The sequence below is a fragment of the Pseudoxanthomonas sp. P4_B2 genome (assembly GCF_056402315.1).
The window spans coordinates 169,339-192,588 of record NZ_JBFUHQ010000006.1 but is presented as its reverse complement, the minus strand read 5'-3'; the positions used below and the strand labels follow the sequence as shown (position 1 = coordinate 192,588).

Annotated in this window: 20 protein-coding genes; 17 read left to right on the top strand and 3 right to left on the bottom strand. The window is 63.3% G+C overall.

Annotated features, from left to right (window positions below; all coding sequences use genetic code 11):
• Nucleotides 1-36: 36 nt before the first annotated feature.
• The 6 genes from AC1DTQ_RS15995 to hemC all read left to right on the top strand — a co-directional run bounded on the left by AC1DTQ_RS15995 (nt 37) and on the right by hemC (nt 8,759).
• Nucleotides 37-1,446, top strand: a complete 1,410-nt coding sequence (locus AC1DTQ_RS15995) for a M20/M25/M40 family metallo-hydrolase (RefSeq protein ID WP_477850839.1) — start codon at nt 37-39, stop codon at nt 1,444-1,446.
• Between the two features lie 113 nt (nt 1,447-1,559).
• Nucleotides 1,560-3,590 (top strand): tetratricopeptide repeat-containing sulfotransferase family protein, encoded by a 2,031-nt coding sequence (locus tag AC1DTQ_RS15990; protein ID WP_477850837.1) that lies wholly within the window; start codon nt 1,560-1,562, stop codon nt 3,588-3,590.
• Between the two features lie 42 nt (nt 3,591-3,632).
• Nucleotides 3,633-6,182 carry a TonB-dependent receptor gene (locus AC1DTQ_RS15985; RefSeq protein ID WP_477850835.1) on the top strand — a complete coding sequence of 850 codons (2,550 nt, stop codon included), beginning with the start codon at nt 3,633-3,635 and terminating at the stop codon, nt 6,180-6,182.
• 127 nt (nt 6,183-6,309) lie between these two features.
• On the top strand, nt 6,310-6,975 hold the full coding sequence (locus AC1DTQ_RS15980; protein WP_477850866.1) for an alpha/beta hydrolase: 666 nt from the start codon (nt 6,310-6,312) through the stop codon (nt 6,973-6,975).
• Nucleotides 6,976-7,062: 87 nt separating this feature from the next.
• A complete protein-coding gene (locus AC1DTQ_RS15975) occupies nt 7,063-7,794 on the top strand; it encodes a LytR/AlgR family response regulator transcription factor (protein WP_477850834.1) in 732 nt (243 codons plus the stop codon).
• 59 nt (nt 7,795-7,853) lie between these two features.
• Nucleotides 7,854-8,759: a hydroxymethylbilane synthase gene (gene hemC / locus AC1DTQ_RS15970; protein WP_477850833.1), complete on the top strand. Its 906-nt coding sequence runs from the start codon at nt 7,854-7,856 to the stop codon at nt 8,757-8,759.
• 101 nt (nt 8,760-8,860) lie between these two features.
• Here the strand turns inward: hemC and AC1DTQ_RS15965 are convergent, their stop codons facing one another.
• From AC1DTQ_RS15965 to AC1DTQ_RS15955, 3 genes are all read right to left on the bottom strand, one after another.
• Nucleotides 8,861-9,658 (bottom strand): DUF481 domain-containing protein, encoded by a 798-nt coding sequence (locus AC1DTQ_RS15965; protein WP_477850832.1) that lies wholly within the window; start codon nt 9,656-9,658, stop codon nt 8,861-8,863.
• A 134-nt stretch (nt 9,659-9,792) separates the two neighbouring features.
• Nucleotides 9,793-10,407, bottom strand: a complete 615-nt coding sequence (locus AC1DTQ_RS15960; RefSeq protein ID WP_477850831.1) for a hypothetical protein — start codon at nt 10,405-10,407, stop codon at nt 9,793-9,795.
• 74 nt (nt 10,408-10,481) lie between these two features.
• Nucleotides 10,482-11,141 carry a hypothetical protein gene (locus AC1DTQ_RS15955; protein ID WP_477850830.1) on the bottom strand — a complete coding sequence of 220 codons (660 nt, stop codon included), beginning with the start codon at nt 11,139-11,141 and terminating at the stop codon, nt 10,482-10,484.
• 226 nt (nt 11,142-11,367) lie between these two features.
• On the opposite strand from AC1DTQ_RS15955, the gene AC1DTQ_RS15950 reads away from it, so the two are divergent.
• The 11 genes from AC1DTQ_RS15950 to hslU all read left to right on the top strand — a co-directional run bounded on the left by AC1DTQ_RS15950 (nt 11,368) and on the right by hslU (nt 23,205).
• Nucleotides 11,368-12,336, top strand: a complete 969-nt coding sequence (locus AC1DTQ_RS15950) for a helix-turn-helix transcriptional regulator (protein ID WP_477850828.1) — start codon at nt 11,368-11,370, stop codon at nt 12,334-12,336.
• A gap of 113 nt (nt 12,337-12,449) precedes the next feature.
• Nucleotides 12,450-12,776: a hypothetical protein gene (locus AC1DTQ_RS15945; protein ID WP_477850827.1), complete on the top strand. Its 327-nt coding sequence runs from the start codon at nt 12,450-12,452 to the stop codon at nt 12,774-12,776.
• 68 nt (nt 12,777-12,844) lie between these two features.
• On the top strand, nt 12,845-14,986 hold the full coding sequence (locus AC1DTQ_RS15940; RefSeq protein WP_477850826.1) for a prolyl oligopeptidase family serine peptidase: 2,142 nt from the start codon (nt 12,845-12,847) through the stop codon (nt 14,984-14,986).
• 490 nt (nt 14,987-15,476) lie between these two features.
• On the top strand, nt 15,477-17,603 hold the full coding sequence (locus AC1DTQ_RS15935) for a S9 family peptidase (RefSeq protein ID WP_477850824.1): 2,127 nt from the start codon (nt 15,477-15,479) through the stop codon (nt 17,601-17,603).
• Between the two features lie 70 nt (nt 17,604-17,673).
• The gene (locus AC1DTQ_RS15930) at nt 17,674-18,066 is read left to right on the top strand and encodes a YbaN family protein (RefSeq protein ID WP_477850823.1); all 393 of its coding nucleotides are present in this window, start codon (nt 17,674-17,676) and stop codon (nt 18,064-18,066) included.
• 37 nt (nt 18,067-18,103) lie between these two features.
• Nucleotides 18,104-18,340 (top strand): LPS translocon maturation chaperone LptM, encoded by a 237-nt coding sequence (gene lptM, locus AC1DTQ_RS15925; RefSeq protein WP_477850821.1) that lies wholly within the window; start codon nt 18,104-18,106, stop codon nt 18,338-18,340.
• Complete coding sequence (gene dapF / locus AC1DTQ_RS15920) at nt 18,341-19,201, top strand: diaminopimelate epimerase (RefSeq protein ID WP_477850820.1); 861 nt, start codon at nt 18,341-18,343, stop codon at nt 19,199-19,201.
• Nucleotides 19,198-19,872, top strand: coding sequence for a DUF484 family protein (locus tag AC1DTQ_RS15915; protein ID WP_477850818.1), 675 nt, complete (start codon nt 19,198-19,200; stop codon nt 19,870-19,872). Before dapF ends, AC1DTQ_RS15915 begins: the two co-directional genes overlap by 4 nt.
• 81 nt (nt 19,873-19,953) lie before the next feature.
• Entirely contained in the window at nt 19,954-20,862 is a 909-nt protein-coding gene (xerC, locus tag AC1DTQ_RS15910) for a tyrosine recombinase XerC (protein WP_477850865.1), read from the top strand.
• Between the two features lie 300 nt (nt 20,863-21,162).
• Nucleotides 21,163-21,714, top strand: coding sequence for an ATP-dependent protease subunit HslV (hslV, locus tag AC1DTQ_RS15905; protein WP_310095177.1), 552 nt, complete (start codon nt 21,163-21,165; stop codon nt 21,712-21,714).
• Nucleotides 21,715-21,831: 117 nt separating this feature from the next.
• Nucleotides 21,832-23,205: an ATP-dependent protease ATPase subunit HslU gene (hslU, locus tag AC1DTQ_RS15900; protein ID WP_477850817.1), complete on the top strand. Its 1,374-nt coding sequence runs from the start codon at nt 21,832-21,834 to the stop codon at nt 23,203-23,205.
• Nucleotides 23,206-23,250 lie beyond the last annotated feature (45 nt).

Sequence of the window (23,250 nt, the reverse complement as noted above, 5' to 3'; positions counted from 1 at the left end):
GAGCACCCGCTCGAAAGCACCGGCACAGGAGCAGGAATGAAGCACCAGGGTTCGAAGAGAATGTGTTTTTCGGCCGTTTCGGCGGTCTTGCTGTCGCTGCCTTTCGCCGCGCCGGCGGCCGAGCAGGCGCCGGCCACTCATCAGGCGCTCGGCCGCGGGCTGTTGCAAGAGCTGATCGACATCGACACCACGCCCGACCACGGCAGCACCACCGCGGCGGCTGAGGCCATGGCCAAGCGCTTCGTGGCCGCGGGCTTCGACCCGGCCGATGTGCAAGTGGTCGGCGACAATCCGCTGAAACGCAATCTGGTGGTGCGACTGCATGGTCGTGGGGAACGCGAACCGATCCTGCTACTCGCCCACCTGGACGTGGTGGAAGCCAAGCGCGAGGACTGGCACTTCGATCCCTACCGGTTGACCGAGGACGGCGGCTACTTCTACGGCCGCGGCACGTCGGATATCAAGGGTGGCGCGGCGGGCCTGGTCGCCGCGCTGTTGCGCCTGCGCCAGGAAGGCATCGTGCCGCGCGGGGACTACGTGCTGGCGCTGACTGCAGGCGAAGAGGACGGCGGCGACAACGGCGTGGAATGGCTGCTCGCGCATCGTCCCGAACTGATCAAGGCGCAGTATTCCCTCAATGTCGATGGCGGTGGTCCGGAGATCCGCAACGGCAAGCCGGCGGTGCTGTCGGTGGAAACCGCGGAAAAGGTCTATCTCAGCTTCACCCTCACCGTGCGCAACCCGGGCGGCCACAGCTCCCTGCCCACGCCGGACAACGCCATCTACCGGTTGGCGCATGGGCTGGCCAAACTGTCGGCGTTGCAGTTCCCGCTGCATACCAACTCGGCCACGCGGGGTTACTACGCGGGTCTGGCCAAGCTGTACTCCGGAGATGCCGGCGCCGGAATGCTGGCCGCGTCGCGCGAACCGCAGGATCCGGCGGCGCTGGCCCGGTTGGCGGCGACTTCCAGCTACAACAACGCGCAGCTGCGCACGACTTGCATCCCCACCTTGCTGAAAGGCGGGCATGCCGAAAACGCGTTGCCGCAGATGGCCCAGGCCACGGTGAATTGCCGCGTGTTGCCCGATGAAGACCTGGCCGGGGTCGATCTCGCCCTCAAGCAGGCGCTCGCCGATCCGGGTATCGAGCTGGCCCGCGTGGCCGAACCCAAGCCCAGCCCGCCTTCGCCGGTCAATGCTGAATTGTTCGCCCGCATCGCTGACGCCGCGAAGGGAGTTTGGAGTGAAATCCCGGTTTCACCTTATATGTCTGCGGGCGCCACCGACAGCGTCTTCCTGCGCGCAGCCGGCATGCCGGTCTACGTATTCAACGGCATGCCCTACGATGTGGACGACGACCGCGCCCATGGCCAGGACGAACGCATTCTGGTGAAGTCCTACTATCAATCGCTGCAATTCAACTATAGATTGCTGAAAGCGCTGTAAGGCGAACTGCCCCATCGTCGGAGTGTTGCAGTGAAGCGCGAAACCGAGAAAACACGGAGAGGCGAAGCCATTCAGGCTGCTTGGCGCTATGCGAATCCTGCAGGGGCGCCGGCTTGAATACGGCGGCCGGGCCCGTCGCGACACTGGAAACCGCGTTGGCCCACGCCTCGCGTTTGCTGGCGACGGATCCGGCGCTGGCCGGCGAACAGGCCGCGGAAATCATCAAGGCCGTCGGCGACCATCCCATGGCCTTGCTGGTGCTGGGCGTTTCGCACCGCGCACGGGGCGACATCGACGGCGCACTGGGCATCCTGCAACCGTTGGCGACCGCGCAACCGAATTCGGCCATGGCTCAGCTGGAACTGGGCATCGCATTGAGCCGTGCGCGACAGGGCGACGAGGCGGTCGCGGCATTGCGCCGTGCAGTGAAGTTGAAGCCCGATCTGCCGCAGGCCTGGCTCGCGCTGGGCGACCACTTGATGGCGATGGACGATGCCGAAGGCGCCGACGCGGCTTACGCCAACCACTTGCGCTTTTCCACCCGCGATCCACAGTTGCTGGCCGCCGCCAATGCCTTGTACGAACAGCGCATCCCCGAAGCGGAAGCGCTGCTGCGCGAACACCTGAAGCGCGCGCCCACCGATGTGGCCGCCATCCGCATGCTGGCCGAGGTGGCCATGCGCCTGGGCCGCAACGAGGATGCGGAACACCTGCTGGCCCGCAGCCTAGAACTGTCGCCCAGTTTCCATACCGCGCGTCAGAACTATGCGCTGGTACTGCACCGTTCCAACAAGCCCGCCGAAGCGCTGGAACAGATCGACCGGCTGCTGGCGCACGAAGCCGACAATCCGGGTTATCGAAACCTCAAGGCCGTGGTGCTATGTCGTATCGGTGACTACGAACCCGCCATCGATCTCTATCAGCAGATCCTCAAGGTCTATCCCAAGCATCCGAGAATCTGGATGAGCTACGGCCATGCGCTCAAGACCGCCGGCCACCAGGACCGCGCGATCGAAGCCTACCGGCGCAGCCTGCAACTGGAGCCGGGCTCGGGCGAAGTGTGGTGGAGCCTGGCCAACCTGAAGACTTTCCGCTTTTCCGCCGGCGACCGATCGGTCATGCAGCGGGAATTGGTCAAGCCCGATCTGGCTTCCGAACACCGCCAGCACCTGGAGTTCGCCCTTGGCAAGGCGCTTGAGGACGATGGCGAATACGAGACTTCGTTCCTGCACTACCAGCAGGGCAACGATCTGCGTCGCGCCACGCTGGCCTACAGCGCGAAGGACACCGCCGCGCGCGTGGCCCGCATCAAGCGCGGCTATACGCGCGAATTCTTCGAACAGCGTCGTGGTTACGGCGCGGTCGCCGCAGATCCCATCTTCATCGTCGGTCTGCCGCGCGCCGGCTCGACCCTGCTGGAGCAGATCCTGTCCAGCCATTCGGCAGTCGAAGGCACCATGGAGCTGCCGGAGATCACTTCCATCACCCGCGAATTGCGCGGCCAGGGCAATCGCGACCAGGCCATGCCTTATCACGAGGTGCTGGAGGCCATGGATGCCGACGAGCTGCGCGCGCTCGGCGAACGCTACCTGCAGCACACCCGCATCCAGCGCAAGACCGATGCGCCGTTCTTCATCGACAAGATGCCCAACAATTTCCTGCACATCGGCCTGATCCAGCTGATGCTGCCGAACGCGAAGATCGTCGATGCGCGCCGGCATCCTCTGGCCTGCTGTTTCTCGGGCTACAAGCAGCACTTCGCGCGCGGGCAGAGCTTCACTTACAGCCTGGACGACATCGGCCGCTACTACGCGGACTACGTCGAATTGATGGCGCATTTCGATGAGGCGCTACCGGGTAGGGTGCATCGGGTCTTCTACGAGGACATGGTGGACGACACCGAAACCCAGGTGCGCCGCTTGCTCGAATACTGCGAGCTTCCGTTCGAAGACGGTTGCCTGCGCTTCTTCGAGAATAAGCGCGCCGTGCGTACGGCCAGCTCCGAACAGGTGCGCAAGCCGATCTATCGCGAGGGCGTGGACCATTGGCGAAATTACGATCCCTGGCTGGGCCCCTTGAAAAGCGCGCTGGGCCCCGTCCTGGACAGTTATCCGGCAGTGCCGGAGTTTCCGTTGGCAAGGTAGTTATCCAAGTACCGACAATCATCACTGGAGAGAGTGACGCAGATGAGCAGACACGAAACGAAACGAAGCGAACGAAGAAAACCCCCGTCGTCTTTTGCCAGACTGCCGCTCGCGGCCGCCATCTATCTTGCGGTGGGATCGGCCGCCTTCGCGCAGGAAGCCGCGCCTGCGCCGACGCCTGCGGAAAAAGAAGCCGCCACCCTGGACACCATCACGGTGACTTCGCAAAGGCGCTCGGAAAACCTGCAGAAGGTGCCGATCAGCATCCAGGTGCTGGGCACCGAAAAGCTCGAAGAGCTCAACGTCGGCGATTTCGAGGATTACGTGAAATACCTGCCCAGCGTCTCCTACCAGACGTTCGGCCCCGGCTTCGCGCAGATCTACATGCGCGGCGTGTCCAGCGGCGGCGACGGCAACCATTCCGGTCCGCTGCCCAGCGTGGGCGTGTACCTGGACGAACAACCGGTCACCACCATTCAGGGTCCGCTGGATCTGCACATCTACGACATCGCGCGCGTCGAAGTGCTGTCCGGTCCGCAGGGCACGCTGTACGGCGCAAGCTCGCAGGCCGGCACCATCCGCATCATCACCAACAAACCCGACCCCAGCGGCTTCGAAGCGGGTTATAGCCTGGAAGCCAACAGCGTCAGCCATGGCGGCACCGGGCACGTAGCCGAAGGCTTCGTCAATATTCCGCTTTCCGAAAAGGCGGCGATCCGTTTGGTCGGCTGGAACCAGCACGATGCGGGTTATATCGACAACCGGGAGAACGACCGTCAGTTCCCGATCCGCGATCCCGCAGACCCCGACGCCATACCGAGCTGGGGCGGCGTGGTCAGCAACCGGGACTGCACTTCCACCGATCTGCTCTTGTGTACCGGGCGCGCCAAGGACAACTACAACGACGTCGATACCACCGGCGCCCGTTTGGCGTTGCGGCTGGACCTCAACGAAAACTGGACCATCAGTCCGACCGTGATGGGCCAGCGTGCGACCAGCAACGGCCTCTTCGCTTTCGACGACAGCGTCGGCGATCTGGCCGTGAACCACTACTATCCCGAGCGCACCGAGGACAAGTGGATGCAGGCGGCGTTGACCGTCGAGGGCAAGATCGGCAACTTCGACATCACCTATGCTTTCGCCCACCTCAAACGCGACGACGAGACCGATTCTGACTATAGCGACTACTCGTTCTGGTATGACACGCTGTACGCGTACGGCGGTTCCATCTACAACGACAACGGCGACTTCATCAACCCGTCGCAGTACATCCAGGGCAAGGACGGCTACAAGAAGACCAGCCACGAACTGCGCATCTCCTCGCCGGCCGAAAACCGTTTCCGTTTCGTCGGCGGCCTGTTCTGGCAGAACCAGAGGCACGACATCCAGCAGGATTACCGCATCGACGGCCTAGCCACCGACCTCTCGGTGCCGGGCTGGCCGGGGACGCTGTGGCTGACCAAGCAGATACGAGAGGATCACGACGAGGCGGTATTCGGCGAGTTCTCCTACGACCTTACCGACAAGCTGACCGCCATGGTGGGTTTCCGCTCGTTCCGGGTGGACAACACGCTTAAAGGTTTCCACGGTTTCGCCAGTTACATCGAAGACGATCCGGACAATCCCACCGATGCCTTCTGCGCCGATCCCGCCACGCCGTTCATGAACGCGCCATGCGTGAATATCGACAAGGAGTTGAAAGAGCACGACACCATCGGCAAGTTCAACGTCACCTACGAGTTCAGTGATACCAAGATGATCTACGGCACCTGGTCGGAGGGCTATCGCCCGGGCGGTAACAACCGCCGCGGCAGCCTGCCGCCGTACGTGTCGGATTACCTGACCAACTACGAGCTGGGGTGGAAGACCAGCTGGATGGACAACCGCCTCACCTTCAATGGTGCGGTGTTTCGCCAGGAGTGGGAGGATTTCCAGTTCAGCATTCTTGGCGCCAATGGTCTGACCGAAATCAAGAACGCGAACCAGGCGCGCATCAACGGCCTGGAAATGGAAATGAATTTCGCCGCCACCTACAATCTGCAGCTAACCGCCGGTGCGGCGTTCTACGACGCCAAGCTGACCGAGAACTTCTGCGGTTTGACCGATTCGTCCGGCAAACCGATCACCGATTGCCCGATTGGAGTCATCAATCCAGAAACGGGAGAGGAGTTCGAAGGTCCGGAGGCGTCCAGTGGCACCCAGCTGCCGGTAACGCCGAAGTTCAAAGGCAACCTGACTGCGCGTTACGTCTTCAACATCGGCGGGTTCGACGCTTATGTACAGGGAGCCGTGGTGCATGTCGGCGAACGTACTTCCGATCTGCGTACGGCGGAGCGGGAAATCCTGGGTGACCTGCCGGCCTACACCACGGCCGATTTCTCGGTGGGCATCGCCAAGAACAGTTGGGCATTGGACCTGTTCGTCAGCAACGCTTTCGACGAGCGGCCGCAGATCGCCCGGTTCACCCAATGCGCCGAATCGGTGTGCGGCAACGTTGATCATGCCCCCATACCAGGTTACGAAAACGGTCAGATCTACACCGTCACCTCCCCGCCGCGCACGGTGGGGTTGAGGTTCTCGCAGAAGTTCTGATCCATCGGAAATCGATTGGCACTTCGGACCCCGGCTCAGGCCGGGGTCTTTCATGCGCCTTCCTCAACGACGACTTTGTAAGCGGCAGCCGGGTCGGCCACAATGGGCCATGGACAACGCCACCGATCTGCTTGAAACCGTAGAACAGGAAACCGGCCCGTCGCCGCAGTGGGCGGTCATCTGGCTGCATGGCCTGGGCGCCGACGGCCACGACTTCGCGCCGCTGGTACCGGAGCTGGTGCGCCCGGACTGGCCTTCGCTGCGCTTCGTGTTTCCGCATGCGCCAGTGCGCGCGGTCACCATCAACAACGGCGTGCGCATGCGCGCGTGGTACGACATCGTCGGCATGGACTTCCCGACCCGCGCCGACAGCGAGGGCGTGGACCGGTCCATCCTGCAAACCGGCGCGTTGATCGACCGCGAGCACGCGCGTGGCATCGATCCGCAACGGATCCTGCTGGCCGGGTTCTCCCAGGGCGGCGCCATCGCACTGGCGGCGGGCCTGCGGCGAAAAACACCGCTAGGGGGATTGATCGCTCTATCGACCTATCTGCCCGGCGCCGAAGCCGCGGGCGAATCCATGGCCGACGGCGCGGCCACCCAACCGGTCTTCATGGCCCATGGCGCGGCCGATCCGGTGATTCCGATCACCTACGCCGAGCGTAGCGGACAACTGCTGCGGTCGTTCGGTTTCGAGGTGGAATGGCATCGCTACCCGATGGCGCACCAAGTCTGCGCCGAGGAAATTAGCGACCTAGGCGACTGGATGGCGCAGCGGTTCGCACACGCCTAAGTGTGCGCCGCGTCGCAGGGTGACGCTGACCGGAACCGTCGCTACCATGGGTAGCGTCTTCTACGCAGAACCGAGGAAGCAGGCACCGTGAAGGTGGTCATCGCCGACGACGAACCCCTGGCTCGCGAGCGCCTGCGTGCGCTGTTGGCCGAGCACGCTGGCGTGGAAGTCGTCGCCGAGGCGGACAACGGGCTTAGCGCCTTGCAAGCCTGCGCCGAATTCCGACCCGACCTGGTGCTGCTGGACATCGCCATGCCGGGCGTCGATGGTCTGGAAGCCGCCCGCCATCTCACCGCGTTTGATCCGCGGCCGGCCGTGGTGTTCTGCACGGCCTACGATGAGCATGCGCTGTCGGCATTCGATGCGGCGGCCATCGATTACCTGATGAAACCGGTGCGCGCCGAACGGCTCTCGGTAGCGCTGGAGCGCGCGCGCACTTTCATCGCCGGCCGCGAAACGCATGCGCCGGCGCTGCCAGGCCGAACCCCGCGCAGTCATCTGTGCGCGCGCATGCGCGGCAGCCTGCGCCTGATTCCGGTGGAGGACGTGCACTACCTGCAGGCCGAGGAGAAATACGTTGTGGTCCACCACGCGCGCGGCGAAGACCTGATCGAGGAATCGCTGCGCTCGCTGGAGGACGAATTCAACGGGCGCTTCGTGCGCATCCATCGCAACTGCCTGGTGGCGCGACACGAGATCACCGAACTCAAGCGCATCAGCGACGGCCGCGTGCAGGCCGTACTTCGCCACGGCAAGGAGCCGCTTGAAGTCAGCCGCCGCTGTGTGGCGGGTCTGCGCGATACGGTCAAAAACCTCTAGCGGCGCCAGCGGCATCACGGTGCCTGCCCAGCCGGGTGAACCGGCTTCATAATGGGCGAATGAAGCTGATCCGCATCGCCACCCGCAAGAGCCCGCTCGCCCTCTGGCAGACCGAACACGTGGCCGCGCTGCTCCGCGCCGCGCATCCTGGAGTCGAAGTCAGTCTGGTGCCGATGAGCACCCGCGGTGACGATGTGCTGGATCGCTCGCTGGCCGCGATCGGCGGCAAGGGCCTGTTCCTGAAAGAGCTGGAGCTGGCCATGCTGAGGCGCGAGGCCGATTGCGCGGTGCATTCGCTCAAGGACGTGCCGATGGAGCTGGACGCGCCGTTCGCGTTGTCGGCGGTCCTGGAGCGCGCCGATCCTGCCGACGCCTTCATCAGCAATCTTTATCCTTCGCTAGAGGCCCTGCCGCAAGGCGCGCGGGTAGGCACCTCCTCGTTGCGGCGGCAAGCGCAACTGCGCGCGCGCCGGCCCGACCTGCAACTGCTCGATCTGCGCGGCAACGTCAACACACGGCTGGCCAAGCTGGATGCGGGCGACTACGACGCGATCGTGTTGGCCTGCGCGGGTTTGGATCGCCTTGGATTCGAACAACGCATCCGGGTGCGTCTTGCCGCACCCGACTGGCTGCCCGCGCCGGCGCAAGGGGCGATCGCTATCGAATGCCGCGCCGAAGACAGGGAGTTGCAGTCCCTGCTGACGGTGCTGAACCATGGCCCCACCCGCACCTGCGTGGAAGCGGAGCGGGCCATGAACCGAGCTTTGCACGGAAGCTGTCACGTGCCGGTGGCGGCCTATGCGCAATTTCGCCTGGGCCGCCTGCACCTGCAGGGACTTGTGGGTTCGGCCATCGACGGCCGCATGGTGCGCGCGCAGGACGAAGCGGCAAGCGAAGCGCCGGAAGCGCTGGGGCAAGCGGTGGCTCGGGAGCTGCTAGCGCAGGGAGCGGGCGAATTCCTGTAGGCGGTCGGCCCGAATCCTTGTAGAGCCGAGCTTGCTCGGCTGCTTTTACCGCGCAACAAGAGCAGCCGAGCAAGCTCGGCTCTACAAAAAAGCGACGCCGATTACTTGAAGCGATACACGACGTTCATGGTGGTCAGCGTGTCGGTCTTTTTGCGGTCGGCCTCGACTTCGCTGTTGCGACGTGCTTGCAGGCCTGCCTTCAACGCAAGGTGCGAATTCATCGCCACCGAAACGCCCAGGTCGTTCTGGGTATAGGTGTTGTCCTTGCCCGATTCGACCAACAGCTTGTTCTCCAGCTCGGTGTTCTCGGTCAGGTCGAATTTCAGGCCGACGAAACCGCGGCCGATCAGTCCGCTCTCGGTCTGATTGTCCTCAGTGTTATGCGCGCGCCGGAAACCTGGACCCACCTGTACGTCCAGCTTGGTACGCTCGCCATCCATCATCCGCGTGCCGTAGCCCACGCTGACGCTCTGCTGCCAGTCGTAGGTGGCGAAGTCGTCCTGTTCCAGGCGCAGGGCCGTGGTGAACTGGCGGTGTTCGCCCAGTTTGAGCGCGCTGTTGGTACCGAAGGTGTAGCGGTTGGCCGTGGTCTCGGCTCTGCGGGTCACGCCGCCGTTTTCGTCTTCTACCCGATACTCGGCGCGGGCGCGTAGACCGAACAGATCCAGGCTGTGGATCCAGTCGCCCTGGGTGTACTGCAGATTGAAGCGGCCATTGAGGCTTTCGTTGATGCTGTTGCCGCGGGCCGAGGCGAAGCCCAGCTCGCCGCCGCCGGTCCAGTGCGAAACCTCGGCCGGTTCCTCTTTGCCGTCGCACTTACAGTCAGGATCCTGGTTTGCCCAGGCAGCGGGCGCCAGCGAGGTCAGCAAAAGAAGAGTCGGCAAGGCGTAGTGGGACATGGGCGGGCCTGGAAGGAGGTCGGAGTATTAATGTGAGGCGATGAAATCGTTTACAGCATACCTGCGATATCCGGTCGATACCAGGTCAAGTGCTTGTTCCAAATAGCATTTGTGACCGGTTGGCCATTGTCTGTTCAGGGTCGGCAGTATTCGCGATCGCGACGAAGTTCCTCGTCCAGCAACTCGCGTTCGCGGTCGGAAGTGGCGGTGAGCAGACCGGAAATTCGTGCCTGGATGCGTGGGCAAGGCGGTCCGGGATCGCCAAAAGCCTTGCCGATGAAGCCGACCACCCGTGCCGCACTGAGCGGCTCACGCATGCGGAAACTTCCCCGGCGGTCGCCACCCGGCAGTTGCGGGCGACGACTACGAAACGGATCCGGGGCGAAGGAGGGCGCCGCTTGTTCGCGCGCCTGCTCTCGGCCCTGCTCCAGCAATTCGGCCGCCGTAATCGGAAGGTTCGAGGTGGGATTTGCAATCGTCGGGGCAAGAGTGAGCACCACCGCGGGCCGCTTCGGCGCCGAAGCGGAATGCCGGATCTGCGCTTGTGGCACGGGAGACGGTGTTGGCGGGGAAGGCGTGGATCGAAGCACTGGATCGATGAACAACAGGCGCAAACGCGCGTTGTTTTCCAACGGCCGCGATTCACGGTCCTGATAGATCAGGACCCAGAACAATCCCATATGCACCGCCACCACTCCGAGCCACGCAGCGACCTGCGCGGCATACCCCTGCTTCCTTTCGGACCGCATCCTGACCCCCGTCTATTTCGCGAGGAGTCTGGCGGTCGTTCCCCGTTGGCGCAGGTTAAACGGCGGTTAGGAATTCATTGCGGCGCATCGATGGTTATCGTCGGGTCATCGAAGCGCGAATATCGCAAGGTCATCGAGTACGGTTTGCCCTGCGCCTGTCCCTGGTGCAGCAATTGCAGCGGCAGCCCGTCGTCGCCGATCCAGAAGGTGACCTCATTGGCTTCGGGCTGGTTGGGCTCGGGCTGCGTGTTCTTGACCAGGTATTTCTTCGCCGCCTGACCTTCCACGCTGTCGCTGCCCAGCGCTTCGACGCTCAGTCCGGCCTTGTTCTCCTCTATCTTCAGCGGGTCGCGCCATTGACTCAGCGTGCCCTTGGGCAGCGGCACTTTCATCGAGCGGCCGTTGGCCTGCATATACAGGGTGTCGCCGATGATCACTTGAGTCCCCACCGGCATCTTCATGCGATATCGATCGGGAGCGACGAAGTCCATTTCATTGGTCATCCCGCGCGCGCCTTCCATGGTCATCACCGCGTGGAAGGATTTTGCTTTCAGGAACTTGTCCATCGACGCCTTCACCTCGTCCACTGGGCTGGACAGCGGGCTGAGTGCGGCGGTATCGGCCACGGCGTTGGCGGGAGCGGCGGCTGCCACCGTGGGATCGGTTGGAGTGGGGGGCTTGCAGGCGGCCACGGCCAGAAGCAGACAGCCAAGCGCGATCGAACGAGGGGTCATGCGGAACTCCAGGGCTGGGGCACAGATTGGGAAGCACATTAGGAGCAATCGGCTCCGGAACCACAAACGGCGGCAGCTTGGGTCCGCGCGTTGGGGGTCGCTGCACGCGATAGATGCGCAGCGGTATCCGGCACCGCACGGGCCCAAGCTGCCGAGCAGCGGGTCCACATACGATCCAACGGCAACTTCAGCACGAAAACGGCCACGGCTCGGCCATAATCGGCGCATGGACAAGATAGAACGCATCACCGCCCTGCACCGCATCCTCAAGGCCGCGCGCTATCCGGTCACGGTCAAGCGCCTGCAGGAAGAATTGGGTTGCTCGCGCGCCACCGCCTACCGCGACCTGGCCTATCTGCGCGATGCGCTGATGGCGCCGATTGAGGGCGATGGCGAAGCCGGGTTCCGCTACCAGGCCGGCGAAAACGAACGTTTCGAATTGCCGGGCCTGTGGCTGAGCTCGGAAGAGCTTTATTCGCTGCTGGCCGCGCAGCAGTTGCTGATGCGCACCGGCGGCGGCGTGCTGGCAGGCGCGCTCGCGCCGCTGCAGAAACGCATCGAAGGCCTGTTGGCCGACCATGCCGGCGTCGACCACTGGCCGGTGGAGCGGGTGCGGGTAATTCCGCACCGCGGACGCCGGCTGGACGAAGCCAGTTTCCGCAGCGTGGCCTCGGCGGTGCTGGAGCGCAAACAGCTCAATTTCGAATATCGGGCGCGCTCCACCGACGAACGCACGCGGCGTACGGTTTCCCCGCAACGCATCACCCACTACCGCGACAACTGGTACCTCGACGCATGGGATCACGAACGCGCCGGCCTGCGCAGTTTCGCCGTGGATCGCATCAGCAACGCCAAGGTGCTGGAAGAAGCGGCGCGCAACCTGACCGACAGCGAACTCAACCAGCATCTGGCTTCAAGCTACGGCATCTTCTCTGGAGAACCCAAGGGCTGGGCCACCATCGTGTTCAGCGCCAAGACCGCGCGCTGGGTCGCCGACGAGCAATGGCACTCGAAACAGGAAGGCCGTTTCTTGCCCGATGGCCGCTACGAGTTGAAAGTGCCCTACAGCGTCTCTCGCGAATTGCTGATGGACATCCTGCATTACGGCGCGGATGCGGAAATCATCGAGCCGCCGGTGCTGCGCGAGCAGGCCAAGTCGTTGTTGGAGCTGGCGCTGAGCAACTACGGGCGTTGAGCGCTTTTTTCCCTTCTCCCTTCGGGCGCCGGTGGGAGAAGGGAAGAAAGGATGGTCGCAACCCTTGAGATGACGCCATTGCAGTCTGGCCTCCCAGCCAAGGAGCCACTGCCATGCCAAAGCTCGTATCCCCTGAAGACGGCGCCGTCTCGACCGATCCGCAACTCGAACGCACCCTGCGCCTAGTGTTGCTGACCGGATTGGCCCTGGTCCTGTTGCTGCCGGCAGCGCGCGGGCAGAGCGACTGGCTGGGCTGGCTGCCGATGTGGCTGGTGGGAATGCCAGCGGTGGCGCTCTGGTCCCTGCACCGCTTCCGGTTGCCGTTGCGCAAGGCCGCCTCCCGCGACGGCGCTTTGCAGTCCCCGCGCCGCCGTCGTCCGGGCGCGCAGGCGCGGCGCCGTGCGATACCTGTCTTGAAGCGTCTGCCCCGGGCGGCCTGACCTTCGGCAGGAGGGGTGGGTTGACGGCTGTGCTAGCGTGGAGAATTGATCCGGAAACCGGAGTATCCATGCCCAAACTCACCCATGCCTGCCAGACAATCGTCATCGCCGCGGGTCTTGCCGCTGCCGCCGGCAGCACTTTCGCCCAGGAGCCCGCCGCAGTGACCGATGACAAATACGCCTGGCTGGAAGACGTGGAAGGGCAGAAGCCGCTGGCATGGGTCAGGGCCCAAAACGCCAAGTCCGAAGCCGAAATCGCCGCTACTCCCGAGTTCAAGCAACTGGAGGGCAAGATCCTCACGATGCTCGATTCCGACGCCAAGATCCCGGGCGTGGAAAAGATCGGCGACTACTACTACAACTTCTGGAAAGACAAGAACCACGAGCGCGGTCTCTGGCGTCGGACCACGTTGGAGGAATACCGCAAGCCGCAGCCCCTGTGGGAAACGGTCATCGACCTGGATGCGCTGAATGCGGCCGAAGGCCTGCAGGACGACAAAAAATGGGTCTGGCATGGCGCCGACTGCCGCAAGCCAGACTACAAACGCTGCCTGATCGCGCTGTCGCGCGGCGGCTCCGACGCCGACGTCACCCGCGAGTTCGATCTCACCACCAAACAATGGGTCAAGGACGGTTTCTTCCGTCCCGAAGCCAAGGGCGCTCTGGGCTGGAAAGACGCCGATACCGTCTATGTCTACACCGACTTCGGTCCGGGCAGCATGACCCCTTCCGGTTATCCGCGCATCGTCAAGGAATGGAAGCGCGGCACGCCGCTCAGCGCCGCCACCGTGGTGTACGAGGGCACCAACGAAGACATGTACATCGCGGCCTACCATGACAGCACGCCTGGTTTCGAGCGCGATTTCGTCAGTCGCACCATCGCCTTCTACAACGACGAACTCTATCTGCGCGGCAGCGACGGCAAGTTGACCAAGATCGACGCGCCGAACTCGGCCAATAAAAGCGTCCATCGCGAGTGGTTGACGCTGGAGTTGCGGGAACCGTGGACGACCAGCCTTACAAGCAGCCGCATCTACGTGGCCGGTTCGTTGCTGGCTATACGCCTCGACGACTTCCTGGCCGGCAAGCGCAATTTCGAAGTCCTTTTTGAACCTACCGAAAAGACATCGCTGGCAAGTTTCGCTTGGACCCGCAACCGCCTGGTCCTGAATGTTCTCGATGATGTGAAGAACAAACTCAGCGTACTTACGCCCTCCGCTGCAAATTGGAAGAAAAGCGAATTCGCTGGCGCTCCCGCGCTGGGCACTATCGGCGTTGACGCGGTGGACAGCGACGAAAGCGACTCGGTGTGGATGACCGTCACTGATTACCTGACTCCGACCACGCTGATGCTGGCCGAAGCCGGCGGTCCGGCGTCGGCGGTGGAAGTGCTCAAGACCATGCCTGCCTTCTTCGACAGTTCCAAGGAAGCGGTGGAACAGCACTTCGCCACCTCCAAAGACGGCACCAAAGTGCCTTACTTCCTGGTGCGGCCAAAGGACCTGAAGTACGACGGCAGCGCGCCCACTTTGTTGTACGGTTATGGTGGTTTCGAAATTTCGCTGACACCGGGGTATTCCGGCGGCGTGGGCATGGGCTGGTTGGAGAAGGGTGGCGTCTACGCCGTAGCCAATATCCGCGGCGGCGGCGAATACGGCCCGCGCTGGCACCAGGCCGCGCTGAAACAGAACCGCCACAAGGCCTACGAGGATTTCGCGGCGGTGGCGCAGGACATGATCGCGCGCAAGATCACTTCGCCTGCGCGTCTGGGCATCCAGGGCGGCAGCAACGGCGGCCTGCTGACCGGCAACATGCTGATGCAGTATCCGCAGCTGTTCGGTGCTGTGGTGGTGCAGGTGCCGCTGCTGGACATGAAGCGCTACAGCCACCTGTTGGCAGGTGCTTCGTGGATGGCCGAATACGGCAATCCGGACACCGCCGATTGGGAATTCATCCAGAAGTTCTCGCCTTACCACTTGTTCGATCCGTCCAAGACCTATCCACCCACCCTGTTCATGACTTCCACTCGCGACGACCGCGTGCATCCGGGCCACGCGCGCAAGATGGCGGCCAAGATGCTGGAGGCGGGCAAGGATGTGCGCTATTTCGAGAACATCGAAGGCGGCCACGGCGGCGCAGCCAACAACAAGCAGTCGGCGCATATGAGCGCGCTGGCTTACACCTTCCTGTGGCAGCAGCTCAACAAGTGACCTTAGGAAAGTCGGCGGGAGTCTTTCAGAAGTAGCCCTTCCCCTGCTTGCGGGGGAAGGTGCCGAAGGCGGATGGGGCGCTCTTGGCGCCATTTGTCAGAGCAGAGCAAAGCGTTCGCGCTTTGCGCGAGTCACTTTTCTTTGAAAGGCAAAGAAAAGTAACCAAAAGAAAGCCGCCCCCGTATCAAGTACGGGGCAGGCTCTACGGCGCGCCCCACGATAAAGCTGTGGGGTCCGCAAGCAGGCCGGGAATTTCCGTAAGGCGCTTCCTGCGCCTCCGGAAACGGCGCACATCCTTGTGCGCCGCCCCTACGGGGTTTACCCGACCTGCTTGCCGCGCCTCACGGGAGGGAGGAGCCAGAACCAAAGCCAAAGCCAAAGCCAAAGCACGTATCGTCCCGGGCTATCCTTTCCCTAGTCGCGGCACGACGATTGATAGTTCAAGATTGTTCCCCACCATTGCGCAGTGCCCAACAAGGACACACTTGTAATGAAACCAACCTATTTCCTGCTTGCGGCCACCCTTCTGATGACCACTTTCCCCAGCTCCGCCCTCTCGCCGGTCGCCACTGCGCCGGATGTCGCCAAGAAGCCGCATGAAGTCAAGGCTCCTTTCGGCGCCACGCGCAACGACGACTACTACTGGCTACGCGACGACGATCGCAAAAGTCCGGAGATGCTCGCCTACCTCAACGCGGAGAACGCCTACACCGACGCGGTGCTGGCGCCGACCAAGCCGCTGCAGGAGAAGCTCTATAACGAGATCGTCGGCCGCATCAAGCAGGACGACGCCAGCGTGCCCTACCGCGAGCGCGGGTACTGGTACTACACGCGTTTCGAGACCGGCAAGGATTACCCCATCCAGGCGCGTCGCAAAGGCAGCATGGACGCGCCGGAAGAAATCCTGCTGGACGTCAACCAGATGGCCGAAGGCAAGGGTTATTTCAGCGTCGGCGATGCGCAAGTCAGCCAGGACAACAAGCTGCTGGCCTGGGCCGACGATGCCGTGGGCCGGCGCCAATACGTGATCCGTTTCAAGAACCTGGAGACCGGCGAGATCTATCCGGACGCGATCAGCGGCGTGTCCGCCAACCTGGTCTGGGCGGACGACAACAAGACGCTGTTCTACGTTGAGAACGATCCGGAAACGTTGCTGACCGTACGCGTAAAATCGCACGTGCTGGGTACGCCGGCTTCGGCCGACAAGCTGGTGTACGAGGAAAAGGACGACAGCTTCTACATGGGCATCGGCCGCAGCCGCGACGACAAGTTCATTTGCATCTCCGTGGAAAGCACGGTGTCCTCCGAACAGCGCTGCGCACCGGCCAGCGATCCGTCGCGGTTCACGGTGTTGGCGCCGCGCGAACGCGATGTGGAATACAGCGCCGACCACCTGGACGGCCGCTGGGTGATCCGCACCAACTGGAAGGCGAAGAACTTCCGCATCATGACCGCGCCTTCCGCCTCCACTTCGCGCGAGGAATGGAAAGACTGGATCGCGCACAGCGATGAGGTCTACATCGAAGGTTTCGAGCTGTTCGACGGTTTCACCGCCATCAGCGAACGCTCCAACGGGCTGGAGCGCCTGCGTCTGCTGCGCGCCAACGGCAAAGAGGAATACGTCAAGGCCGACGAGCCGGCGTATTCGATGGGCCTGGACGTGAACTCCGAACACGACACGCCGTGGCTGCGCTACAGCTACACCTCGATGACCACGCCTGCCACCACCTACGAACTCAACGTGGAAACCGGCGAGCGCAAACAGCTCAAGCAGCAGCCGGTGATCGGTTACGACGCGAGCAAGTACGCTACCGAACGCCTGTGGGCGACCGCCCGCGACGGCACCAAGGTGCCGGTGTCGCTGGTCTATAAAAAGGGTTTCGAGAAGAACGGCAAGGCCGCGCTGTTCCAGTACGCCTACGGCAGCTACGGTTCCTCGACCGATCCGGGATTCAATTCGACTATCGTCAGCCTGCTGGATCGCGGCGTGGTCTACGCCATCGCCCACATCCGCGGCGGCCAGGAAATGGGCCGCGACTGGTACGACAACGGCAAACTGCTGCACAAGAAGAACACCTTCACTGATTTCATCGACGTCACCGACACGCTGGTCAAGCAGGGTTACGCGGCGCCGGACCGTGTCGCCGCATCCGGCGGCAGCGCCGGCGGCTTGCTGATGGGCGCGATCGCCAACATGGCGCCGGAAAAATACCGCGTGATCGTGTCGCAGGTGCCGTTCGTGGACGTGGTCACGACCATGCTGGATCCGACCATCCCGCTGACCACCAACGAGTACGACGAGTGGGGCAATCCGGAGAAGAAGGAGTTCTACGACTACATCCTCACCTATTCACCTTACGACAACATCAGCAAGCAGGCCTATCCGGCGATCTTCGTGGGCACCGGTCTGTGGGATTCGCAGGTGCAGTACTGGGAGCCGGCCAAGTACGTGGCCAAGCTGCGCGACGACAACACCGGCACGCTGCCGCTGCTGTTCCGCATCAACATGGAAGCCGGTCATGGCGGCAAGTCCGGCCGCTTCCGCCGCTATCGCGAGGCAGCGGAGTATTACGCCTTCGTGCTGGATCAGTTAGGTGTGGCCGAACCAGCGGCGTAATAGCTGGCAACTGTTGTAGGAGCGGGCCCTGCCCGCTCCTACATTGGTACTCTCGGCCTATGATGCGGTCATGAGCAACCGTTCGCGCTTCCGCTGGGCCTGGTGGCTGCTGGCCTACGTCAGCCTGGGTGTCGGCATCGTCGGCATTTTCGTACCGGGTCTGCCGACCACCGTCTTCATCCTGGTGGCCGCCTACGCGGCCTCGCGCGGATCCGACCGCCTGCATCGCTATCTGCAAACACACTCACGCTTCGGCCCGATGATTCGCGACTGGCAGGCCCATGGCGCCGTATCGCGCCGCGCTAAATGGGCCGCTACGCTGACCATGCTGGCTTGCGCCGGAATACTGCTGGCGATCATGGTCAGCGTGGCCTCGCACCGCTGGTGGATGGCGGCGTTGCCGATCGCCTGCATGGCGTTGGTTTCGGCTTGGCTGTGGATGCGTCCCGAACCCCCGGGCTGACCCTGTCGGTTCATGCCTATCTGGCTATACTTCGGCCATGAATAAATCACTCCGCACCGCTTTTTTTCTATCCCTGTGCGCAGCCCTGACGGGCTGCGGCGCCAAGGGCCCGCTGATCCTGCCGGAGAAGGCGGCGCCGATCGAGGCGCCTGCGGAGACGGTCCCGGAAACGCCGGCCCCCGAAACGTCAGTGCCCGCCGATGACACGACCACGACTCCCGCCGACCAGCAGACGGAAGACGCGGTCGACGATCCCGCAACACCGGCCGAGTAAATGACTGATCGGGCTTCCCCAGGGGCGCCAGTATTGCGTTTCTCCAAGATGCACGGCGCCGGCAACGATTTCGTCGTCGTCGATCTGCGCGACGGCGCGCGGCCGCCGGATGCGGCGCTCGCATCGCGACTGGCGGACCGCCACTTCGGCGTCGGCTGCGACCAGATCCTTACCATCGAGAAGCCGCGCAGCGCTGACGCGGTAGCCTCCTACCGCATCTGGAATTCCGACGGATCGCCCTCGCAGCAATGCGGCAATGGCGCGCGCTGTGTCGCAGCCTGGCTGGTGCGCGATGGCGTTGCCCGCGGCGGTCGTTTCCGAGTCGACAGCCCGCTGGCGACGCATGACGTCGAGCGCCTGCAAGACGATCGCTATTCCATCGCGATGGGTGTGCCGGAGTTCGATCCGGCCAAGATTCCGCTGGCGGGATTCGCGTCCATGCAGGACGGCTATGAAATCGCGCTCGACAGGCAAACCATCGGCTTCGGCGCGGTGTCGATGGGCAATCCCCATGCGGTGGTCGAAGTGCAGGACATCGACACTGCACCCGTCGCGACACTGGGTCCTGCGCTGCAATCCAGCGCCGTATTTCCGCAGTCGGCCAATATCGGCTTCGCCCAGGTGATTGCGCGCGACCGATTGCGTCTGCGCGTTTTCGAGCGCGGCGTCGGCGAAACGCTGGCCTGCGGCAGCGGCGCCTGCGCGGCAGCGGCGGTGCTGATGCGGCGAGGGAAATTGGACCGCGCGGCGACTGTCTCGTTGCCGGGCGGCGATCTGCGGATAAGCTGGCCCGATGACGCCGCGGAGGTCATCATGTCCGGACCGGCGGCATTCGTATTCGAAGGGGAATGGAAGCAATGACCGAAGCACAAGAAAAGCTGGGCGCCCACGAGATCGCGGCCTGGCTGCGCCGGCACCCGACCTTCCTCAAGCAGTTCCCCGATCTGGCGCTCACGCTGATCGTGCCGCGTGAGGAAGGTCCCACCGCTTCCCTGGCCAGCTACCAGCTGGAAGTGCTGCGCGACAAGAACCGCGAGCTTTCCAAGCGCCTCAACGACCTGTTCGCCAACGCGCAGGAAAACGAGCGCCTGGCGGTCCGCACCCACCAGTTGACCCTTTCGCTGTTGAAGCAGAACACCGCGCAGGACACCTTGCGTGCGATGGCCGCCTCGCTGGCGGAGGATTTCAACGGCGACCTGGTGCGCATCGTGCTGTTCGAACCGATCCCCGGACTGGACGACGCCGAATGGCTGCAGGTCGTGGCGGAAAACAGCTCGCATCTGAATTCGTTCCGAGATTGCCTGAAGGACGGCGAACCGCTGTGCGGCCGCCTGCAGCCCGAGAAAAACGCGGTTTTGTACGGCGCGCGCGCCGAGGAAGTGCAGTCGTCGGCGCTGCTGCCGTTGCCCGGCCTGGGTCTGGTCGCGGTGGGTAGCCGCGACGGCAACCGTTTCTATCCGGGCATGGGAACGCTGTTCCTGCGCATGATGGGGGAAGCGCTGGCGGTTGCGATGAAGCGGTATGGGGATTGACCGAATAGGGTTGGCCCGTCGTTCCAGCGCAAGCTGGAACCCATTTTGCTTTTGCTTCGCCACATGAGCGCCAAGATCAAAATGGATCCCGGCGTTCGCCGGGATGACGATCGAGGGACCTTCGAAGACTTTCTTTCCCATCTGCAAGTCGAACGCCGCATGTCGGCGCACACACTGGATGCCTATCGCCGCGATCTCACCGCGTTGACCGACTGGGCCGCAGCGCAGGGCACGGCCAACCTCGCCGAACTCGATACCGAACAATTGCGCGCCTTCGTCGCCGCCGAACACCGCCGCGGCCTGTCTCCGAAAAGCCTGCAGCGCCGGCTCTCCGCCTGCCGCAGCTATTTCAACTGGCTGCTCCGGCACGGCCGCATCGCGGCCAGTCCCGCTGCCGCGTTACGCGCGCCGAAATCGCCGCGCAAGTTGCCGCAGGTCCTGGATGCCGACGAGGCCTCGCGCCTAGTGGAAGTGCCGACCGACGTGCCGCTGGGATTCCGCGATCGCGCCCTGCTGGAACTTTTCTATTCCTCCGGTCTGCGTCTGAGCGAACTGTGCGGGCTGCGCTGGAGTGATCTGGATCTGGCTAGCGGTTTCGTGACCGTGCTCGGCAAAGGCAACAAACAACGCAAGGTGCCGGTCGGTTCGCACGCGCGCAAGGCATTGCAAGCATGGCGCGACGAACAGAGACCTGCGGGCGATACGCCCGTGTTCCCGGGACGCAATGGCGGCCCGATTTCCCAGCGCGCCGTGCAAATCCGCATGAAACTGCTGGCGCAGAAGCAGGGCATGTTCAAGAACGTGCATCCGCACATGCTGCGGCACAGTTTCGCCAGCCATATCCTGGAATCCTCAGGCGACCTGCGCGGTGTGCAGGAACTGCTGGGGCACGCCGATATCGCCACCACGCAGATCTATACGCACCTGGACTTCCAGCACCTGGCCAAGGTCTACGACGCTGCGCATCCGCGCGCCAAGCGCAAGACCTAGCTCTCCTTCTCCCATCGGGAGAAGGTGCCCGAAGGGCGGATGAGGGCATGGAGCGTCAGCTTGTACCGATGCATGGGAGGCCTAATCGTTGCCATTCCCTCACCCGGCGCTTCGCGCCACCTTCACAGCCTTGCACACCCTTCGGGCGCCGGTGGGAGAAGGGATGCACATAGCTTTTGATCTTTCCTCCCCCAAAGAGCAGCCGAGCAAGCTCGGCTCTACAACGATGGGCCTGCCAGAAGTCACGCTTGAACCCGCGCCGGCCGTCCCCACCTCACTAGTTAACACCACGGAGGCCGCATGGACCCCAGTCAGAACCCGAATGTTTTCCACGCCACCACCATCCTGTCGGTGCGGCGCAACGGTCGCGTCGCCGTGGCCGGCGACGGGCAGGTCACCCTCGGCAATACGGTGATGAAAGGCAACGCCCGCAAGGTGCGCAGGCTCGGCCGCGACGGCCAGGTGCTGGCCGGCTTTGCTGGCGCTGCGGCCGACGCATTCACTCTGTTTGAACTGTTCGAAGCAAAACTCGAAAAGCACGGCCAGCTGCAGCGCGCCGCAGTGGAGCTAGCCAAAGACTGGCGTACCGAACGCCGTCTGGGCAAGCTTGAAGCCCTGCTCGCCGTAGCTGATAAGGACACTTCGCTCATCATCAGCGGCACCGGCGATGTGATCGAGCCCGAAGACGGCCTCATCGCCATCGGTTCCGGCGGTTCCTATGCGTTGTCGGCTGCGCGCGCGTTGATGGCGCATACCGAGATGGACGCGAAATCCATCGCGGTCGAATCGCTGAACATCGCCGGCGACATCTGCATCTACACCAATCGCAACATCGTCGTCGAAGAGCTGTAAGCCTCGTCAACAATCCATTGTCATTCCGAGCGCAGTGAAGAATCCGCTTCGCTGCTTCCGCAACGCACCGGGCAGAGCCCTCACTGCGTTCGGGAGGACGATACCAAGAGCACACTTATGTCCGCCAAACCCGAGAACATCAGCGCCACCATGACCCCGCGAGAAATCGTGCAGGAACTCGACCGCCACATCGTCGGCCAGCACGCGGCCAAGCGCGCGGTCGCCATCGCACTCCGCAACCGTTGGCGCCGCATGCAATTGCAACCGGACCTGCGCGACGAAGTGATGCCGAAGAACATCCTGATGATCGGACCGACTGGCGTGGGCAAGACCGAGATCGCGCGTCGCCTGGCCACGCTGGCCAATGCGCCGTTCGTGAAGGTCGAGGCCACGCGTTTCACCGAGGTGGGCTATGTTGGCAAGGACGTGGAGCAGATCGTACGCGACCTGGCCGACACCGCCGTCAAGATGTATCGCGAGCAGGCGAAAATACGTGTGCGCACCCAAGCCGAGGAGCGCGCGGAGGATCGCATCTTGGACGCGCTATTGCCGCGGCGCAGTGCCGGTATCGGTTTCGATGCCGAGGCCGCGCGCAACGAACCCTCGGCGCACGACGGCGATACCCGCACCAAATTCCGCAAGATGCTGCGTGCCGGCGAGCTGGACGACCGCGAGATCGAGCTGGAACTCTCCGCCAACGTCAGCATGGACATCATGACTCCGCCGGGTATGGAGGAAATGGGCCAGCAGCTGCGGCAGATGTTCTCCAGCATGGGCAGCGCCAAGTCGCATACGCGCACGCTGACCATCAAGGCCGCGCGCCCGCAGCTGGTGGAAGAGGAGGCGGCCAAGCTGGTCAACGAAGACGATATCCGCGTCGCGGGGATCGAGGCCTGCGAGCAGAACGGCATCGTGTTCATCGACGAGATCGACAAAGTCGCCAAGCGTGGCGGCAACATGAGCGGGGGCGATGTAAGCCGCGAAGGCGTGCAGCGCGACTTGCTGCCGCTGGTGGAAGGTTCCAACGTCAGCACCAAGTACGGCACGGTCAAGACCGACCACATCCTGTTCATCGCCTCGGGCGCATTCCACCTGGCCAAGCCCAGCGATCTGATCCCGGAATTGCAGGGTCGTTTCCCGATCCGGGTGGAACTCTCGGCGTTGTCCAAGGACGATTTCGTGCGCATCCTCACCGAGCCCAAGGCCGCGCTGACCCGTCAATACGAGGCGTTGCTGCAGACCGAGGGCGTGACCGTGGAGTTCACCGTCGATGCGGTCGACCGGCTCGCGGAGATCGCCGCGCAGGTCAACGAACGCCAGGAGAATATCGGCGCACGCCGCCTGCACACGGTGCTGGAACGCTTGCTGGACACGCTGAGCTACGAAGCGCCCGATCGCGATGGGCAGAAGGTCAGCATCGACAAAGCCTATGTCGACACGCACCTGGGCGAACTGGTGCAGGATCCCGACCTGAGCCGCTACATCCTGTAACCAGCTTGTTTTTTTGTAGGAGCGACGTAAGTCGCGAAGCCGTGA

Bases quoted from the DNA above. Each gene is read 5' to 3' on its own strand.
- AC1DTQ_RS15945 (WP_477850827.1), top strand. From the start codon at position 12,450: ATGCCAAAGCTCGTATCCCCTGAAGACGGCGCCGTCTCGACCGATCCG.
- AC1DTQ_RS15995 (WP_477850839.1), top strand. From the start codon at position 37: ATGAAGCACCAGGGTTCGAAGAGAATGTGTTTTTCGGCCGTTTCGGCG.
- AC1DTQ_RS15930 (WP_477850823.1), top strand. From the start codon at position 17,674: ATGAGCAACCGTTCGCGCTTCCGCTGGGCCTGGTGGCTGCTGGCCTAC.
- AC1DTQ_RS15940 (WP_477850826.1), top strand. From the start codon at position 12,845: ATGCCCAAACTCACCCATGCCTGCCAGACAATCGTCATCGCCGCGGGT.
- xerC (WP_477850865.1), top strand. From the start codon at position 19,954: ATGGATCCCGGCGTTCGCCGGGATGACGATCGAGGGACCTTCGAAGAC.
- lptM (WP_477850821.1), top strand. From the start codon at position 18,104: ATGAATAAATCACTCCGCACCGCTTTTTTTCTATCCCTGTGCGCAGCC.
- AC1DTQ_RS15985 (WP_477850835.1), top strand. From the start codon at position 3,633: ATGAGCAGACACGAAACGAAACGAAGCGAACGAAGAAAACCCCCGTCG.
- AC1DTQ_RS15915 (WP_477850818.1), top strand. From the start codon at position 19,198: ATGACCGAAGCACAAGAAAAGCTGGGCGCCCACGAGATCGCGGCCTGG.
- hemC (WP_477850833.1), top strand. From the start codon at position 7,854: ATGAAGCTGATCCGCATCGCCACCCGCAAGAGCCCGCTCGCCCTCTGG.
- AC1DTQ_RS15955 (WP_477850830.1), bottom strand. From the start codon at position 11,141: ATGACCCCTCGTTCGATCGCGCTTGGCTGTCTGCTTCTGGCCGTGGCC.
- AC1DTQ_RS15935 (WP_477850824.1), top strand. From the start codon at position 15,477: ATGAAACCAACCTATTTCCTGCTTGCGGCCACCCTTCTGATGACCACT.
- dapF (WP_477850820.1), top strand. From the start codon at position 18,341: ATGACTGATCGGGCTTCCCCAGGGGCGCCAGTATTGCGTTTCTCCAAG.
- AC1DTQ_RS15950 (WP_477850828.1), top strand. From the start codon at position 11,368: ATGGACAAGATAGAACGCATCACCGCCCTGCACCGCATCCTCAAGGCC.
- hslU (WP_477850817.1), top strand. From the start codon at position 21,832: ATGTCCGCCAAACCCGAGAACATCAGCGCCACCATGACCCCGCGAGAA.
- hslV (WP_310095177.1), top strand. From the start codon at position 21,163: ATGGACCCCAGTCAGAACCCGAATGTTTTCCACGCCACCACCATCCTG.
- AC1DTQ_RS15965 (WP_477850832.1), bottom strand. From the start codon at position 9,658: ATGTCCCACTACGCCTTGCCGACTCTTCTTTTGCTGACCTCGCTGGCG.
- AC1DTQ_RS15960 (WP_477850831.1), bottom strand. From the start codon at position 10,407: ATGCGGTCCGAAAGGAAGCAGGGGTATGCCGCGCAGGTCGCTGCGTGG.